Source organism: Aliamphritea spongicola, assembly GCF_017051665.1.
Classification (GTDB): domain Bacteria; phylum Pseudomonadota; class Gammaproteobacteria; order Pseudomonadales; family Balneatricaceae; genus Amphritea; species Amphritea spongicola.
This window is the reverse complement of sequence record NZ_JAFIDL010000006.1, coordinates 156,704-172,733: the sequence shown is the minus strand read 5'-3', so window position 1 is coordinate 172,733 and position 16,030 is coordinate 156,704. Positions and strand designations below refer to the sequence as shown.

The window sequence follows — 16,030 nt, the reverse complement described above, 5'->3', positions numbered from 1 at the left end:
AAAACTGCATGACGCAACTGGCCTGGCTTCGCAATGACTTACGTACCACCGACCATCCGGCTTTTCAGCTGGCGTTGGCACGGAGTACCCCGGACAGCCCGGTTGCGGCGGTGCACATCGCCACCCCAGCACAGTGGCAACAGCACAATGAATCACCGGCGAAACTCGGTTTAAGGGCCGCCCTACTGCAGGACCTGCAGCAGCAACTCAACGCCCACGGGGTAAAACTTTACCTGCTGGAAACCGATGATTTTTCCGGTTGTCCGGAATTACTGACTCAACTGTGCGGTGAACTGAACTGCCGCAACATTCATTGGCTGACAGAAAGCCCGCTGGATGAAAATCTGCGTGACATTCACACCCGGACACAGCTGCAAAGTCAGGATATCCAGTGCCATATACAGCCGGTTGATCAGCTAGTCAGCACTGTGGTACTCAACCAGCAGGACCAGCCTTATAAAGTATTTACACCCTTTTACAAACGCTGGTTACAGATACTGCAGCAACAGGATCTGACACCTATTACAACCTTCCCCACGGTCAGCCATTCAGAAGCACAAGCTTTCCCTCTGGCCAGCTGGGCCGGCACATACCGGGATGACCTGTGGCCTGCGGATCAGGCCAGTATCCACCGGCGGTTAATGCATTTTTGCCAGCATAAACTGGCCGGTTACGGTGACAAACGGGACATCCCCTCGGAACCAGCCACCAGCCAGATTTCCCCCTATCTTGCTCTGGGTGCGATCGGCCCGCGGGAAATTGTAAGTGCTATGCGCAGCGCTGAATGGGGCGCCGATTACTGGCTGGAATCCGACTGGTTACGTGAACTGGCCTGGCGTGACTTCTACCGGCAGTTGCTGATTCAGTTTCCGGCAATCAACAAACATAAACCGTTTAAAGCCGACACTGATCAGATCCGCTGGCAACAGAATGATGCTCACTGGCAGGCCTGGTGTACCGGCCGTACCGGTTTTCCGATCATTGACGCTGCCATGCGCCAGTTACTGCAAACCGGCTGGATGCATAACCGCCTGCGCATGCTCACCGCCAGCTTCCTCACCAAGTTGCTGTTTCAGGACTGGCGCAGAGGCGAAGCCTTTTTCATGCAACATCTGGTGGACGGTGATTTCGCTGCTAATAACGGCGGCTGGCAATGGAGTGCATCCGTTGGCTGCGATGCTGCTCCCTATTTCAGGGTCTTCAACCCACTGCGGCAGTCAGAAAAGTTTGATCCTGAAGGCCTGTTTATCCGCCGTTTTTTACCGGAACTGGCATCACTGGATGACAAGACCATTCACAACCCGAGTCGCGAACAGCGGCAAAATTGCGGCTATCCTGAGGCGATCATCGACTATTCGTCCGCCCGGCAGTATGCCATTGACGCTTTCAAGCAGCTCTGATTTTACCTGCCGGCAGCCCCATCCAACCTGGCTGACAGAAGAGGGATAAAATTTCCCTCTTAAGTCTAATCCACCTGCTATGCTGCTTATCTGGATAAAACCGGAAGTTGCAACAAAACTGATATTTATGCTTATTTGTTCGCCTTAAAGACGTGCCGTATCACCCGGATCAGGAAGCAACAACCTTATGCTGAACCACTTGTTTCACTTATCGCCGGACAGCGATGCCAGCTTGCAGCAGCAGATCCGGGAGCAGATCAGTACCGCCATTATGGACGGCCACATCCCCAGTAATGTGCCCCTGCCCTCAACCCGTAAACTGGCAGAAATGCTCCATGTTTCCCGTAACACCGTCATTCTGGCCTATGAGCACCTGATCGATGACGGCTACCTGATCTCCCGGGAACGGGCCGGGTTTTACGTCAACGAAGAAATTCTCCGCGCCAGTGTCAACGGTAACGGCAACCCGCAAAGCGACAACGAAGAAATTCAGGGCAACCCGCCGCAATGGCAGAACTTTCTGAAATTTCGCCCTACCGAGCACAAGCTCAACAAGGTCAACCGCTGGCAGGATTATCCCTACCCGTTTATCTACGGCCAGCTGGATCCGAAAATGTTTCCCACCAACCACTGGCGGGAATGCTGCCGGGAATCAGTTTCGGTACAGGCTATCAGTGACTGGTCCGGTGACCGGTATGATGAAGATGATCCGTTGCTCATCGAACAGATTCACTCACGCCTGCTACCCCGTCGCGGGGTCTGGGCTGATCCGGAAGAAATTCTCATTACCGTGGGTGCCCAGCATGCCCTTTACATGATCCTGCGGCTGCTGCTCAACCGTGACGCCTGCTTTGGCCTTGAAGAACCGGGTTATCCGGATCTCACCAAGATGGCCGCCAGTACTGAAGCCCGTATAAAGCCCCTGGCGGTGGACGGTGACGGCCTGATCGTCGGCGAACAGCTGAGTGACTGTAACCTGCTGTTCACCACCCCCAGCCACCAGTTCCCGACCACAGTCACCATGCCGCTGGAACGGCGGCGACAGTTACTGGAACAGGCCTCACGGGATGACTTCCTGATCATCGAAGATGACTACGAATGCGAAGTTACCTTTGCGGATACCCCCACCCCGGCACTGAAAAGCCTGGATAAGAACGACCGGGTGATCTACCTGGGCAGCCTGTCCAAAACTCTGTCGCCGGGGTTGCGGGTCGGTTACATCGTGGGGCCAAAAGAGCTGATCCGGGAAATCCGGGAATTCCGCCGTATGATGCTGCGCCACCCGCCCATGAATAACCAGCGCTCCATCGGGCTGTTTCTGGCCCGTGGTTATCACGACTCACTGGTTCGCAACCTGATTCAGGCCTATGAAGCCCGCTGGCAGGCGGTAGGGGATGCCCTGCAGGACTGCCTGCCGGAATCAGCAATTCCACCAGTGTTCGGCGGCTCGGCCTACTGGGTTAAGGGCCCGGATCATTTGGATGCCCGGGAACTGAAACGGCTGGCCCTGCAAAAAGGGGTGGTCATTGAATCCGGTGATATTTACTACTACGCCGAAAACCCGCCACTGAATTATTTCCGGCTGGGGTATTCATCCATTGCCACCGAGCGGATCCGCCCCGGCATTGACCGGCTGGCAGCTATCATCCATCAGCTCGGGGAGTAATGACTTACTAACAAGTCTGGTACCGGCAGGCTGCCTGCTGGAAGCCTGCTGGTACCAAACCCGCTGATTTTCCCCTCTTCTACCCCTTATTAGTTTTATTCAGATTCGCTGTAAAGCACGCCAATCCTGGCTCACAGCCTGGAACTACATTTCGGTTCAGCGTTGGGTCTATAGCCCGAAAAGCCCTCTCTCCTATAGTAAATCCTGCCTGAAAAGGCACATAAAAGCGGCTGTTTCCAAGTAAAACAGCGCACAAAACGACACCGTGACCATAATAAAAAGAGTAATCACCATGTCTGTTACAACCGCCACACACGCAACATCCGACGACCAGTACGTGCGCTTCGTAAACGTCAAAAAAAGTTACGATCAGCAAAACCTGGTGGTTAAAAATTTTAATCTGGATATCAAAAAGGGTGAGTTCGTCACGCTGCTGGGGCCTTCCGGCTCGGGCAAAACCACCTGCCTGATGATGCTGGCAGGCTTCGAAGATGTTACCAGCGGCGAGATTCTCATTGCCGGCAACCCGGTCAACGACATCGCCCCCTACCACCGTAACATCGGCATGGTGTTCCAGACCTACGCGCTGTTTCCGCATATGACCATCAGTGAGAACCTGGCGTACCCGCTGAAGGTTCGCAAGGTTGCAGCCGCAGAGGTAGACCGCCGGGTGAAAGAGGCGCTGGCACTGGTGGAACTGGCAGACTTCGGTAAACGCTATCCGGGCCAGCTATCCGGTGGCCAGAAACAGCGGGTGGCACTGGCCCGCTCACTGATCTTTGAGCCAAGCATTGTCCTGATGGACGAACCGCTGGGTGCACTGGATAAAAATCTCCGTGAGCAGATGCAGTTCGAAATTAAGCGCCTGCACGAAGATCTGGGGTTCACTGCCATCTACGTCACCCACGACCAGACTGAAGCCCTGACCATGTCAGACCGTATCGCCGTGTTCGATGATGGTGTGGTGAAGCAATGTGCCGCCCCGGATGTACTTTATGAACAGCCAAGCTGTGCCTTTGTGGCGGACTTTATCGGCGAGAACAACCATATTCCGGGCACCGTAACCCGTGTTGATGCAGGCAAAGCCGAAATCCGTCTGGCCGACGGTACCCTCACCACCACCGAAAACCCGAACTGTCCGAGTGCCGGCGAAGAATGCGTGGTCACCATCCGTCCGGAGAACCTGTTCATCGCCAAAGACGGTCAGGTACTGGATAACTGCGTGAATGCCAGCTTCATTACCCGGCTCTACGTGGGTGACTCCATCCGTTACTTCTTCCGCCTCAGTGACGGCTCCGAAATCATGGTGAAAACCCTCAATGATCAGGATGCCCCGCACATTGCCACCGGCAGTACTGTGCAGTTGACCTGGGCAGGCAATGGCGGCCTGGCACTGGCCCGCGCCAGTTAACGTTCAAACACAGCAATACCCGTAAACACGTAAGAGGAAAAATAATAATGAAACATCTCAAACGATTCGGCGCTGCTCTGGCGCTATGTACGGCAATGTCACCGGCGATGGCTGAGCAGTTTACTGCCGTCTCCTTCGGCGGCGCGTATGGTGCGGCCCAGCAAAAACACATGCTGGATCCCTTCATGGAGAAAACCGGCCATAAAATTCTGTTTGAAAACTATTCCGGCGGTATCGCCGAACTGAAGGCGCAGGTTGAAAGTGGCAACATCCTATGGGATGTGGTCGATGTGGAAGTAATCGATCTGGAACGGGCCTGTTCTGAAGGCCTGCTGGAAGTATTCCCACACGATACCCTGCCACCGGGTGACGACGGTGTCGCTGCGAAAGACGACTTCATTCCACAGGCACTGGCCAACGAATGCGGTGTAGGTAACATCATCTGGACCATCCTGTATGCCTACAATCAGGACACCATCAAAGGCGGCAATCCGAACTCTATCAATGATTTCTTCAACACCCAGCAATTCCCGGGTAAGCGCGCCCTGCGTAAACGCCCGCAGGTAAACCTTGAATGGGCCCTGATTGCCGACGGTGTACCGAAGGATGAAGTCTACGATGTACTGTCCACCGACGAAGGTCAGGCCCGGGCATTCGCCAAACTGGACACCATCAAGAACGATCTGGTGTGGTTCGACAGCTGGTCACAGGTACCACAACTTCTGAACGACGGCGGAGCCATCATGGCACAGTCGGCTAACGGCCGGATCTTCGATGCGATTCAGAAGGACAACAAGCCATTCGAAATGGTCTGGGATGCTCACGTTTATGACCTGGACGTATGGGCCATCGTCCGCGGCTCCAAGAAAAAAGCAGTGGCTGAAGAGTTCATTCGTTTCGCCACCGGCTCCAAGCCGGAAAGTGGCATGCAGGACGTGGCATACGGCCCGACCCGTAAGTCTGCATACGCTTACATGGATGACGCCATTCTGCCGAAACTGCCATCCGCCCACCTGGATGAAGGCCTGAAAGCCTCCGGTGAATTCTGGGCTGACTACGGCGAGTCCCTGGGTGAGAAATTCAACGAATGGCTGCTGAACTGAGCCAATAGCTGACACTGTGCATGCAGGGCACTCCGCGGAGTGCCCTTATAACAATAAGAAAGGGCTGTTCTATGTCTCAAGCTGAATTAACCGCCGCACACAGCGCCGCTTCGTTTGAAGAAGACCGCAACGTGCATTCCGGGCTGACCCCGGAGGAAATGCGCCAGAGCAAGCGCAACCAGCGCCGCCGGAAACTGATCGCCACCGCCTTCGTCGTTCCGCTGATTGTCTTTGTGCTGATCGCCTTCATCGCACCAATCGGTACCATGCTGTACCGCAGTGTTTACCATCCAACAGTCGCCCAGCTGATCCCGGAAACCCTGCAGGAACTGCAATCATGGGATGAGAGCGGCAACAGCATTCCGGACACAGCCACCCTGAATGTTTTCGCCAAAGAACTGCATTATCTGGCCAAAGAACGCCGCTCCGGCAAACTGGCCGAAGAAATTAACCGTGGTTTGCCGGGCAGCTCCAGCACCATCAAATCCAGCGCCCGTAAACTGAAGAAGCTGGATGAAGCGACCCTGGCAAGCGAAGGGGCCGAACGCCTGCTGGCAGCTAAAAAGCAGTGGCAGGATGTGCGCATCTGGCGGACTATGAAAACCTCCGGCGAAGTGTTTACTGACAGTTTCTACCTGACCGCCACCGATCTGACCCGTAATGAACAGGGGGAGATCGTTGCCCGGGATACCAACATCTACATCAAGCTGTTTGCCAAAAGCCTGAAGATCGCCCTGCTGATCACCTTTTTGACCGCCGCCATCGGCTTTCCGCTGGCTTACTATCTGGCAACTGCACCGGCCAAAGTCGCCAATACCCTGATGGTATTTGTATTGCTGCCATTCTGGACATCCCTGCTGGTGCGGACCACCGCCTGGATCGCCATCCTGCAGACCAACGGTGTGGTTAACGACTTCCTGATGACCCTGCACATCATCAGCGAACCCATTGAGATGCTTTATACCCAGTTCTCAACGGTAATCGCCATGACCCATATTCTGCTGCCCTTTATGATCCTGCCCCTGTACAGCGTCATGAAAGGCATCGACCCGAGTTACTTCCGCGCCGCATTGTCACTGGGGGCAAAACCCCTGTCAGCTTTCTGCCGGATTTACTTCCCGATGACCCTGCCAGGCCTGAGTGCCGGAGCACTGCTGGTGTTCATCATCTCCATTGGTTACTACATCACTCCGGCGCTGGTCGGCGGCACCGACGGCCAGATGATCAGTAATATCATTGCGTTTCATATGCAGTCCTCTAACAACTGGGAACTGGCCGCTGCACTGGGCTCAATCCTGCTGATACTGATCACCCTGCTGTACTGGATCTACGACCGGTTAGTTGGCGTAAGCAATATCAAGCTTGGATAAGGAGAATGACTGTGAACATTTCACTTAAAGAAACAGAACATCATCGCACTTTTCCCTTGTCGCAATCCTCCAACAGCTGGGAACTGGCCGCCGCACTGGGCTCAATCCTGCTGATACTGATCACCCTGCTGTACTGGATCTACGACCGTCTGGTTGGCGTAAGTATTATCAAACTGGGGTAACTGACGATGCAATTTCCTAAATACTTTAACTTCTGGCACAAGCTGGGCATGCACAGCCTGCGGCTGACTGCCTGGGCCGTACTGGCTTTTCTGATGTTACCAATTCTGGTGATCATTCCCCTGTCGTTCAATGTCGAGCCTTACTTCAGCTTCACCGAGGGCATGCTGGCATTTGATCCGGATGCCTATTCAATGAAGTGGTACGCCGAGATTATTAATGACGACAAATGGATTCTGGCCATTAAAAACAGTTTCCTGATCGGCGCGGCTTCCACCGTCATCGCCACCGTGCTGGGCACCCTGGCGGCGATCGGTCTGTCCCGGGCGGATATGCCAATGCAACGGATGATTATGGCCATTCTGCTGTCACCGATGATCGTCCCGCTGATCATCACCGCGGCGGGTATGTACTTCTTCTATACCCAGCTGGGGCTGGCGGGTACTTACCTCGGCGTCATCATTGCCCACGCAGCCCTTGGCACGCCGTTTGTGATCATTACCGTCAACGCAGCCCTGAGCGGCTTTGACTACTCACTGGTCAGAGCATCGCTGGGCATGGGAGCTTCCCCCAGCTATACCTTTTTCAACGTCATTATGCCGCTGATCCGCCCCGGCGTGATCTCCGGTTCACTGTTTGCCTTCATTACCTCCTTCGATGAAGTGGTAGTGATCCTGTTCCTCGCCGGCCCTGAACAGCGCACCATTCCGCGCCAGATGTTCTCCGGCCTGCGGGAGCAAATAAACCCGACCATTCTGGCGGTCGCCGTATTACTGGTGGTGGTATCAGCCCTGCTGTTACTGACCATTGAATACCTGCGGGCCCGTGGTGAACGGATCCGTACCGGCCAGATTTCATAATTCACCTTTCTGCCCGGCATGCTTCGGACCGGGCAGAGTTTTTCAGACATGCAGGAAATACAGAAATGAGCAGTCAATACATCAAAATTAAAAACCACATCAACGGTGAGTGGCTGGATGAAAGTAATGGACAGTACGAGCCGTTAAAGAACCCGTCCACCGGTGCGGTGATCGGTGAAGTCCCGCTGTCTTCTGCGGAAACCTCCCGTCAGGCGGTTGCTGCCGCAGCAGAAGCCTTCCCTGAGTGGAGTGCTATGCCATTACCCAAGCGGATGGACTTCATTTTTAAAATGCACCGCGCCATGGTGGATAACCACGAAATGCTGGCGGAAGCCATCGCTGTGGACCAGGCCAAGCACATTGCTGAAGCCCGCGGTGAAGTGGGCCGGGTAATTGAAATTCTGCAGATGGCCTGCAGCATCCCGTCTCTGATGCAGGGCGAAACCATTCAGGGCATTGCCAACAACATCAACGGCCGGGTAATCAAGGCACCACTGGGGGTATTCTGTGGCGTAGCACCGTTCAACTTCCCGGCACTGGTATTCGGCTGGTTTATCCCGTTTGCCATCGGTACCGGCAACACCTTTGTGTATAAACCGTCTACCGAATCGCCGCTGTTCATGCAGCGGATGATGGACCTGATCATCGAAACCGGTCTGCCGAAGGGTGTAGTAAACATTGTTCACGGTGACCGTGAAACAGTAGAAGCCTGGTACGACGATGAAAACGTCACCGGTATCTGCCTGGTAGGCTCTACCCCAACGGCAAAATCCATCGCCGCCGGTGCCGGTAAATACGGCAAGAAAACCATGCTGTTAGGCGGTGCGAAAAACTTCCTGCTGGCCATGGAAGATGCGCCAATGGATCTGCTGATCGAAAACGTACTGATGTCCGGCTACGGTTCTGCCGGTCAGCGTTGTCTGGCGGTATCTAACATTGCCGTGGTTGAAGAGATCTATGACGAGTTCATTGAGCGCCTGCTGGAAGCATCAAAGAATGTTACCGTTGGCGACGCCATGAACCCGGATGTATTCATGGGCCCGGTAATCTCCGCCAAGGCTAAAGAACGCATCCACCACTACATCGATCTAGGCATTGAAGCCGGTGCCAAACTGGCGCTGGATGGCCGTAACCCGGAACTGCCGGAAGCTAACCAGGACGGTTACTTCGTTGGCCCGACTGTATTCACCGATGTAACCCCATGCATGCCGATTGCCAAAGATGAGATCTTCGGCCCGGTACTGAGTGTCATGAAAGTTGGCTGCATCAACGGTGGCCTGCGGATGATCCGCAATCACGAAATGGGCAACGGTGCCTGCATCTTCACCCAGAACAGCTACTACACCGAGAAGTTCATCAACGAAGCGGATGTGGGCATGATCGGTGTTAACGTGGGTGTCTGTGCACCGCATCCATACCTGCCATTTGGCGGTATCAAGGGTTCACTGGTAGGTAATAATAAGGTTCAGGGTAAAGACGCGATCGACTTCTTCACCCAGAACAAGGTTGCCACTATCCGTACGGTTGACCCGAAAGCAGGCCAGCCTGCGGCAGCGAATAAAGATTCCAGCGTGCGCAGCTGCGTCGCCGGTTAATCCACCCTGTGAATAAAAAACCACCTGTTTAGCAGGTGGTTTTTTTTTGCATCCGGGTTCAGATCTTCTGCTTCTATATCAGCGTATCCGCCAGTTGTACCAATCGTTCACCGGTCCAGATGCCTGCAATGGCAATACAGGGCAGTGCTATCGCCCAGGTCATACGGGTATTCAACTGCGGCTGATAGTTACGGGTATACCACACCAGTGGCCAGAGCAGCAGTACAATACCCAGTTGCCCGACTTCCACCCCCGCGTTAAAGGCCAGTAAACTCTGCCACAGATTCGGTGAATCAATCTGCAGAAATTCCCGCAGCAGGAACGAAAACCCGAGGCCATGCAACAAACCGATCGCCGCCGTCATCCAAAATGAACCGTGTTTATCGTCTGGTCGCAAAGCCAGCACTGCCGCGAAAATAATCGACAATGCGATACCGGTTTCCACACTGGGAATAAACCAGGCCGCTGCCGGTACCCAGCCAAAGAAACCAACAATCAGGGTAACACTATGACCCAGAGTAAAGCCGGTCACCCGCCAGAGCAGGCTGGCAGTCCCTGTTGCACCAATAATCAGGCACACCACAAACAGAATGTGATCATACCCGGTGACGATGTGCTCAACCCCGGAAACTATAAATGTCCAGGCTGCAGCCCAGGCAGACCGGCTGACAACCACCGGCTCTTCCAGCAAACCTTTAGCCCGGAAAATCTGGGTGCCACCCGGGAAATAATCCAGAATCAGATTTGCAGTTTCCAGCTGGTTCTCCAGTCCGGGATTAAGACTGCTTGAAAAACGGTAGTCATACAGGGTGCTGCTGGCAGGGTAGAACAACTGCACATCCGTGACCGTATCCCCGACATACACTTCTGACTCAGGCACGGCCTGCTGCGGCTTGCTGAAGGCCAGCCGGGCTTCGTCCAGACTGGCAAAAGGAGGCTGTTGCTGCTGGCTATAGAGCCGTACGGCTTCCACCTGCGCAAGCAATATCCCGTCAGGCCCGGACAACTGATGCCCGTCAGCAACCAGCTGGCCTAATCCGGCCGGATCAGCGGCTAGCTGCGCATAATCAACATAATGGAACAGCTCACCATTATCGATTCGGTGATAGCTGTAAGGCGCCGCTTCCGGTAAGCCATCTTCACCGGCTTTACCGAGTTTATCCGCCAGCAGATAAGGCGTAGGCAGTCGCATATACAGCCGGATGCCGTCACGGGTGTGCTCAACGTGTACAACCCGGATATTAATGTTCAGCTGAAAGTGAGCACTGGCCTGCTGCCAGGGCAGCATAATCAATAACAGGCAGACCAGCGGAATCTGTTTGAGCAGGGTTATTATTTTCATAGTTTTCCGCCACAAAAGCACCGGCAGCACGGCTGCCGGTGATGATATGAATTACAAAGAAACTGCAAACAATTCCTGATACCTTAAGTCAATAAGGCACCGGTCAGTTTGCTGACTTTGCAGTAACCATATTGTTGGAGCCGAAGTAATAAACATGGCCTGTCTTGCCTTCCAGGTCAGCCTTACTCAGGTTAAAGCTGGGGGCATCCACATTAGTGAAGGGGTGAGTCTTAACCCATTCATCTGCCGGTAGCAGCGTCGATGTATAGAAGGTGGTTTCAGGCACAAGATAGTGATGTGGAATGGCGGCTTTGGCACCGGTTTTCTCTACCACAGCATTCGCCTGTTCATAATCCAGAATATGTTCAGAGCCATCCACAGGCACGAAGACCACATCCACTTCACCGATCTGGTCCCACACTTCCTGTGGCGGTTCCGGACGGTTATCTCCCCACATGAGGAAGCTCATACCACCGGTTTCAATCACGAACAGGGTGTTATCCATATGCCGGGCGTTGGTCGGTGCACAAATTTGTTCCCGGCCCTCAAACTGTTTCACCGCTTCCGTCCATGGCACCATTCCCGGGGCAACACACTGATGCTTATCGGCAATACCGCGAATCGTGATATCACCCAGCGTGAATGTACCGGCCATGCGGTCCAGCAGCATATTCGCGTCCAGTTTATCCAGCGCATCATGATCAAAGTGAGCGTGGGTTGAGGCACCGATATCAACATTTTCCTTAGGAAACTCCATTCGGTACCAAAGCCCCCAGGCACCTGAAGGATCGTTACGCCACGGATCAACCATCACGCTGATACCTCTGGGTGAAGTAATTCTGAACGCGGAGTTGGCGTAGTAGGCAATTTCTACCTGACCGGAATCCTGCTGCACACCGCCTTCATTTTGCACCTGAATAATGCGGTTATGATTATTCCCTGACATCCAGGACGTCAGACCGGAACCGCTTGCAGACGTTGCTATCCCGAGGAAAACCCCCAGGGTAGCCACGCAACCTGTGGAAGCGATTTGCCATTTTTTCATTGTAAAACCTCCGATTTATTTTTATTGAGGCTGCCAGCACAGGACCACACAACCAGCGGCCGGTCTCCATGGCAAAAAATCCTGCCAGTCTGGCGCTGGCAATGCGGTTTAAAACCGGCAACAAAACGAAACTGCTGATAAAAAAGCAGATCGTTATCAACAATAAAAAGAAGGCTGAAACACAGCAATGGGGGGAAAATAACAGAAGAATAAGGGGGTACCCCCTTATTTTTTACAACAGAAAAGATAACAGCCGCAGCACATTTTTTAACTAAGCCACCGGATAATCCGGTGACTTAGCTGAATCTTCCGTCAGGATTAGCCACGGCTTTAATAAGCAGTCTTATGCGACAAAGCAGCATTACATTTGCACGACCTGATAACGTTTATTCACCGGTACCCAGCGGTAATACACGTTGTTATAGCGGTAATAAGGCTTACCTTTATGCTTTACCAGTACAGCCCCTTTAGGGACCCGCACCAGAGTTGCCCCCTTCGGCGCAGCAACTTTGACATACACATTATTGTGCTTACGGTAATACACATCATCCTTCAGCCAGTATTTAACCCCGGATAACACCACGCTGACGGCGCCCGCCGGTAAGTGTCTTACACCATGATGATTACCCGGATGTGCGGCCACCTGCATCGCTGAGAACGTCAGCAGTCCGGTCAGTGATGCGATCAGTAACGTCTTCATTAGTCAGTTCTCCTGTCATTTAAAACAGTTCCTCACCTGCTCGCCCGGCCACCCTCCCCATTCGGCGACACGTCCCACACAATTAGCGGTAGCATCCGGGCTGGCCGCTAATCTCTTCCCGAGAACAGATAAAAAAAATGAAACTGTAAGCAAGCCTGATATGTCTGCTACGGCAGCAGAACAGGGGGAACCGGGTCTGCTTACAGTGGCTTAAGGATGCCGGTTTCGCAGGTTAACTTGGGTAAAGTGTCTGTAAAGTTAGGTAAAGTTACATAAAACCCGTGCGACAAAGCGCCACAATCATTTGCGTTTACCTTCAGGTATAATCGCCTTTTCTTAGCACCCGTTAACAGCCACGCACTGACGCACATGCCCCACTTCAGCGATTCGCGCCATCATTTGCTGCAGCTCAGCTACATACGCACCGTGACCATCATTGCTCAGGCCTGCCTGCTGTTTTATGCTGTTGAAGGGCTGGGGATTGTTGTACACCTGTGGATGGCCATCGGTGCCCTGCTGGCAATGACCCTGCTTAACCTGCTGACCCTGTATCGCTTAAAAGCCGATCTTCCCCTGACCCAGCTGGAATTTTTATTTCAGCTCATGGCAGATATTTTCTTCTATGTATGCCTGCTCTATCAGCTCGGCGGCACCGGCAACCCGTTCTCCTCACTGTTGCTGATCCCGCTAATTATCAGCGCCATGACCCTGCCCCGAAATTACACCTGGCTGGTCGCCACACTGGTCACCACCAGCTATACCTTTCTGCTGTTTTATCATGTACCGCTGAGGCCCCCCACCACAGGGCACCATCTGCCGATCCTCAGTTACATTGACTTATACACCACCGGCATCTGGATTAACTTTATCCTCACGGCCCTGCTGATTACCTACTTCATTGTTAATATCAGCGAAAATCTGCGCCGTAAGGAACATGGTTTTAACCGGGTGAAAGACCGCCTCACGCAGGACCAGCAATTGCTGTCACTGGCGACGATGGCCGCCGGCACAGCCCATGAAATGGGCACCCCCCTTGCAACAATGCGGGTTCTGCTCAAAGAGATCTCGCTGGATTACCCAGAGGATAAAGCCCTGCAGGAAGACCTTAAAATCCTTCGCCAGCAGGTGGAAAACTGTACCGGTCACCTGCAGCAACTAGCCAGCACCGTTAAGGAAGAACAGCAGCAGACGTTACACCTTCCGGCAGACCGTTTTCTGAATGACTTACTGGAACGCTGGTCAGTGTTACGCCCCACAGCCCGTTATCTGAAGCCAGTGGTTACCCAGCAGCCCCAGCCAACTATCGCCAGTTCGATTCCCTTACAGCAGGCGGTCATTAACCTGCTGAATAATGCCGCCGATGCGGATAAGTCCGGCCAGGCACTGGAGCTGCGCCTTGAAGCCGATGCTGACAAAGTCCGGATCAATATCCGTGACCATGGCCCTGGCATTCCGCTGGATCAGGCTGAAGCGATCGGCAAACCCTTTGTCACCACCAAAGGCAGCGGCCTGGGAATCGGTTTGTTTCTGACCGCCTCAACCCTGACCATTTACGGCGGTGAAGTACGCCTTTATAACCATCCGCAGGGTGGCACACTGACCGAAGTATCGCTGCCGGTTTCAAGCCCTGACAGCCCTGCCCACCTCTCCGACAACCGGGAACATTTACAATGAGCGACACCCCGACATTTCTGATTGTTGATGACGACGAAACCTTTACCCATGTACTGTCCAGAGCACTCAAACGGCGTGGCTTTGAACCGCTGGTTGCCAACAGTGCTGAACAGGCAGGGCCTCTGCTCAGCCGACAGGTACCGGACTATGCAACCCTGGATCTGAAGATGGACGGGGCATCCGGTATTACCCTGATCCCGGAGCTGATCCGCCTTAATCCACAGATAAAGATTCTGATCCTGACCGGCTATGCGAGTATTTCAACTGCCGTTGAAGCCATTAAACTCGGCGCAAAGGATTACCTGACCAAACCCGCCGATGCGGATGAAATTCTCGCCAAGCTGAATCACAGTGAACCGGACCCGAACATTGATATTGCGGAAAAACCTATGTCCGTCGGACGGCTGGAATGGGAACATATTCAGAAAGTACTGGGGGAACATGACGGCAACATTTCCGCCACCGCCCGGGCACTGGGCATGCACCGGCGCACACTGCAGCGCAAACTGGTGAAGCGTCCGGTGAAGGAATAATCGGACAGTTTCTCAGCAGCTACTGCTCGTCAATGTAGGCCTTAGCATCGAAGGTGCGAATCCAGTCCGGGTGAAACACCATCATCGCCGTCATGATAATGCCGTTCAGTAAGCCTTCCGGGAACATGATCAGCGGCAGATACTGAATGTATTCGTTGTGGATTTTTTCCAGCGTGTAGACATCGTTTATCCACAACATGAAGGCCATCGTCAGCCCGCCGGTAATGCTGGCAACCCCGGCCCCGATAAACGCACAGAGAAACAGGTACACAAAGAAGTTTTTTGTCAGCTTCGCTTCCACCAGCCTTAATATACCGATGCTCACCAGCGCCGGAATCACAATGGTGCAGAAACCATTCACCCCGAAACTCTGCCAGTTTTCCTGACCTACAATGGTCAGCCCCAGCAGCGCCATACTGGCTGCCAGAATGGCCAGATCCCAGCCAAACATCAGCGTCAGCACCGTGATACCAACAAAATGAATCGCCAGCCCGGGAGAAATACCCGCCCGCAATTGCCACAACAGCATCAGCACAACGGCGGCTCCCAGAAACAGGTGCTGTAACTGGCGGTTATTAAACAGGGTTTGCCAGGGCGCCCGGTAAACCGCAAACAGCAGGAAAAACAGATATCCCGCCTGGGCCAGCCAGAACCACGGCCCGCTGAGAAGGTCCGGTGACAGGCTCATGTTAATCCTCCCTGTCGGATGATAAGCAGCGCCGCATCAACAGTGCATCCTGCCTGCCCTGTGGCGTTACATAATAATTCTTCCGGCAGCCGTCCTGCCGGTAAAGATGTTTCTTATACAGTGTAATCGCCGGAGCATTTGTTGCATTGACCTCCAGCAGAATATCCGTCACACCCTGCTGCTCAAGCTGAACATGGGCTGCACTGAGCAGCTGGCTGGCGATGCCCTGCCCGCGGCAGTCTTCAGCAACCGCAATCTGCAGTAACTCGGCCTCAGTTTCAAAACGGGAAAAAATGGCAAAGCCCATTAACCTCTCATCGCTGACAATCCCCAGACAAAGATTTTCCGGGTTGTTCATATAGAGGTTAAGGGTCGCGGCAGACCAGGGCGGTTGAAAACAAGCCTGTTCGATGTGTTCTACGTCGGCAAAGCTGACCTGCGCCAGAGGAATTACGCGTGGCAT

General features: G+C 53.7%; 16 protein-coding genes. 11 read left to right on the top strand and 5 right to left on the bottom strand.

Annotated features, from left to right (window positions below):
* The first annotated feature begins 8 nt into the window (after positions 1 to 8).
* The 8 genes from JYB63_RS17155 to JYB63_RS17120 all read left to right on the top strand — a co-directional run bounded on the left by JYB63_RS17155 (position 9) and on the right by JYB63_RS17120 (position 9,585).
* Positions 9 to 1,400, top strand: coding sequence for a cryptochrome/photolyase family protein (locus tag JYB63_RS17155; RefSeq protein WP_205659131.1), 1,392 nt, complete (start codon positions 9 to 11; stop codon positions 1,398 to 1,400).
* A gap of 187 nt (positions 1,401 to 1,587) precedes the next feature.
* Positions 1,588 to 3,066 (top strand): MocR-like pyridoxine biosynthesis transcription factor PdxR, encoded by a 1,479-nt coding sequence (pdxR, locus tag JYB63_RS17150; RefSeq protein ID WP_243432036.1) that lies wholly within the window; start codon positions 1,588 to 1,590, stop codon positions 3,064 to 3,066.
* Positions 3,067 to 3,358: 292 nt separating this feature from the next.
* The gene (locus JYB63_RS17145) at positions 3,359 to 4,477 is read left to right on the top strand and encodes an ABC transporter ATP-binding protein (RefSeq protein ID WP_205659130.1); all 1,119 of its coding nucleotides are present in this window, start codon (positions 3,359 to 3,361) and stop codon (positions 4,475 to 4,477) included.
* Positions 4,478 to 4,524: 47 nt separating this feature from the next.
* Complete coding sequence (locus JYB63_RS17140; RefSeq protein WP_205659129.1) at positions 4,525 to 5,580, top strand: ABC transporter substrate-binding protein; 1,056 nt, start codon at positions 4,525 to 4,527, stop codon at positions 5,578 to 5,580.
* Between the two features lie 71 nt (positions 5,581 to 5,651).
* Positions 5,652 to 6,950: an ABC transporter permease gene (locus tag JYB63_RS17135; RefSeq protein ID WP_205659128.1), complete on the top strand. Its 1,299-nt coding sequence runs from the start codon at positions 5,652 to 5,654 to the stop codon at positions 6,948 to 6,950.
* A gap of 11 nt (positions 6,951 to 6,961) precedes the next feature.
* Positions 6,962 to 7,132 (top strand): hypothetical protein, encoded by a 171-nt coding sequence (locus JYB63_RS17130; protein WP_205659127.1) that lies wholly within the window; start codon positions 6,962 to 6,964, stop codon positions 7,130 to 7,132.
* Between the two features lie 6 nt (positions 7,133 to 7,138).
* Complete coding sequence (locus JYB63_RS17125) at positions 7,139 to 7,990, top strand: ABC transporter permease (RefSeq protein WP_205659126.1); 852 nt, start codon at positions 7,139 to 7,141, stop codon at positions 7,988 to 7,990.
* Positions 7,991 to 8,055: 65 nt separating this feature from the next.
* On the top strand, positions 8,056 to 9,585 hold the full coding sequence (locus JYB63_RS17120; protein ID WP_205659125.1) for an aldehyde dehydrogenase family protein: 1,530 nt from the start codon (positions 8,056 to 8,058) through the stop codon (positions 9,583 to 9,585).
* Between the two features lie 73 nt (positions 9,586 to 9,658).
* Here the strand turns inward: JYB63_RS17120 and JYB63_RS17115 are convergent, their stop codons facing one another.
* Together JYB63_RS17115 and JYB63_RS17110 are read right to left on the bottom strand one after the other, a co-directional pair.
* Positions 9,659 to 10,927: a HupE/UreJ family protein gene (locus tag JYB63_RS17115; protein ID WP_205659124.1), complete on the bottom strand. Its 1,269-nt coding sequence runs from the start codon at positions 10,925 to 10,927 to the stop codon at positions 9,659 to 9,661.
* A 103-nt stretch (positions 10,928 to 11,030) separates the two neighbouring features.
* On the bottom strand, positions 11,031 to 11,972 hold the full coding sequence (locus JYB63_RS17110; protein WP_205659123.1) for an MBL fold metallo-hydrolase: 942 nt from the start codon (positions 11,970 to 11,972) through the stop codon (positions 11,031 to 11,033).
* A 68-nt stretch (positions 11,973 to 12,040) separates the two neighbouring features.
* Between JYB63_RS17110 and JYB63_RS17105 the strand changes: the two genes are divergently transcribed.
* Entirely contained in the window at positions 12,041 to 12,247 is a 207-nt protein-coding gene (locus tag JYB63_RS17105; protein WP_205659122.1) for a hypothetical protein, read from the top strand.
* A gap of 86 nt (positions 12,248 to 12,333) precedes the next feature.
* Here JYB63_RS17105 and JYB63_RS17100 read toward each other — a convergent pair whose 3' ends face one another.
* Positions 12,334 to 12,672 (bottom strand): DUF6515 family protein, encoded by a 339-nt coding sequence (locus JYB63_RS17100; RefSeq protein ID WP_205659121.1) that lies wholly within the window; start codon positions 12,670 to 12,672, stop codon positions 12,334 to 12,336.
* A gap of 369 nt (positions 12,673 to 13,041) precedes the next feature.
* Between JYB63_RS17100 and JYB63_RS17095 the strand changes: the two genes are divergently transcribed.
* Positions 13,042 to 14,346, top strand: coding sequence for an ATP-binding protein (locus JYB63_RS17095; protein WP_205659120.1), 1,305 nt, complete (start codon positions 13,042 to 13,044; stop codon positions 14,344 to 14,346).
* Entirely contained in the window at positions 14,343 to 14,879 is a 537-nt protein-coding gene (locus tag JYB63_RS17090) for a response regulator transcription factor (RefSeq protein ID WP_205659119.1), read from the top strand. The genes JYB63_RS17095 and JYB63_RS17090 overlap by 4 nt, the downstream gene beginning before the upstream one ends.
* 19 nt (positions 14,880 to 14,898) lie before the next feature.
* Here JYB63_RS17090 and JYB63_RS17085 read toward each other — a convergent pair whose 3' ends face one another.
* On the bottom strand, positions 14,899 to 15,567 hold the full coding sequence (locus JYB63_RS17085; protein WP_205659118.1) for an energy-coupling factor ABC transporter permease: 669 nt from the start codon (positions 15,565 to 15,567) through the stop codon (positions 14,899 to 14,901).
* A 1-nt stretch (position 15,568) separates the two neighbouring features.
* Complete coding sequence (rimI, locus tag JYB63_RS17080) at positions 15,569 to 16,030, bottom strand: ribosomal protein S18-alanine N-acetyltransferase (RefSeq protein ID WP_205659117.1); 462 nt, start codon at positions 16,028 to 16,030, stop codon at positions 15,569 to 15,571.

What these genes read in the sequence shown, in the direction of transcription:
- JYB63_RS17155 (WP_205659131.1), top strand. Translation starts at nt 9, where the DNA reads ATGACGCAACTGGCCTGGCTTCGCAATGACTTACGTACCACCGACCAT.
- JYB63_RS17110 (WP_205659123.1), bottom strand. Translation starts at nt 11,972, where the DNA reads ATGAAAAAATGGCAAATCGCTTCCACAGGTTGCGTGGCTACCCTGGGG.
- JYB63_RS17100 (WP_205659121.1), bottom strand. Translation starts at nt 12,672, where the DNA reads ATGAAGACGTTACTGATCGCATCACTGACCGGACTGCTGACGTTCTCA.
- JYB63_RS17140 (WP_205659129.1), top strand. Translation starts at nt 4,525, where the DNA reads ATGAAACATCTCAAACGATTCGGCGCTGCTCTGGCGCTATGTACGGCA.
- JYB63_RS17135 (WP_205659128.1), top strand. Translation starts at nt 5,652, where the DNA reads ATGTCTCAAGCTGAATTAACCGCCGCACACAGCGCCGCTTCGTTTGAA.
- JYB63_RS17105 (WP_205659122.1), top strand. Translation starts at nt 12,041, where the DNA reads ATGGCAAAAAATCCTGCCAGTCTGGCGCTGGCAATGCGGTTTAAAACC.
- JYB63_RS17115 (WP_205659124.1), bottom strand. Translation starts at nt 10,927, where the DNA reads ATGAAAATAATAACCCTGCTCAAACAGATTCCGCTGGTCTGCCTGTTA.
- JYB63_RS17095 (WP_205659120.1), top strand. Translation starts at nt 13,042, where the DNA reads ATGCCCCACTTCAGCGATTCGCGCCATCATTTGCTGCAGCTCAGCTAC.
- rimI (WP_205659117.1), bottom strand. Translation starts at nt 16,030, where the DNA reads ATGCCACGCGTAATTCCTCTGGCGCAGGTCAGCTTTGCCGACGTAGAA.
- JYB63_RS17090 (WP_205659119.1), top strand. Translation starts at nt 14,343, where the DNA reads ATGAGCGACACCCCGACATTTCTGATTGTTGATGACGACGAAACCTTT.
- JYB63_RS17145 (WP_205659130.1), top strand. Translation starts at nt 3,359, where the DNA reads ATGTCTGTTACAACCGCCACACACGCAACATCCGACGACCAGTACGTG.
- pdxR (WP_243432036.1), top strand. Translation starts at nt 1,588, where the DNA reads ATGCTGAACCACTTGTTTCACTTATCGCCGGACAGCGATGCCAGCTTG.
- JYB63_RS17085 (WP_205659118.1), bottom strand. Translation starts at nt 15,567, where the DNA reads ATGAGCCTGTCACCGGACCTTCTCAGCGGGCCGTGGTTCTGGCTGGCC.
- JYB63_RS17125 (WP_205659126.1), top strand. Translation starts at nt 7,139, where the DNA reads ATGCAATTTCCTAAATACTTTAACTTCTGGCACAAGCTGGGCATGCAC.
- JYB63_RS17120 (WP_205659125.1), top strand. Translation starts at nt 8,056, where the DNA reads ATGAGCAGTCAATACATCAAAATTAAAAACCACATCAACGGTGAGTGG.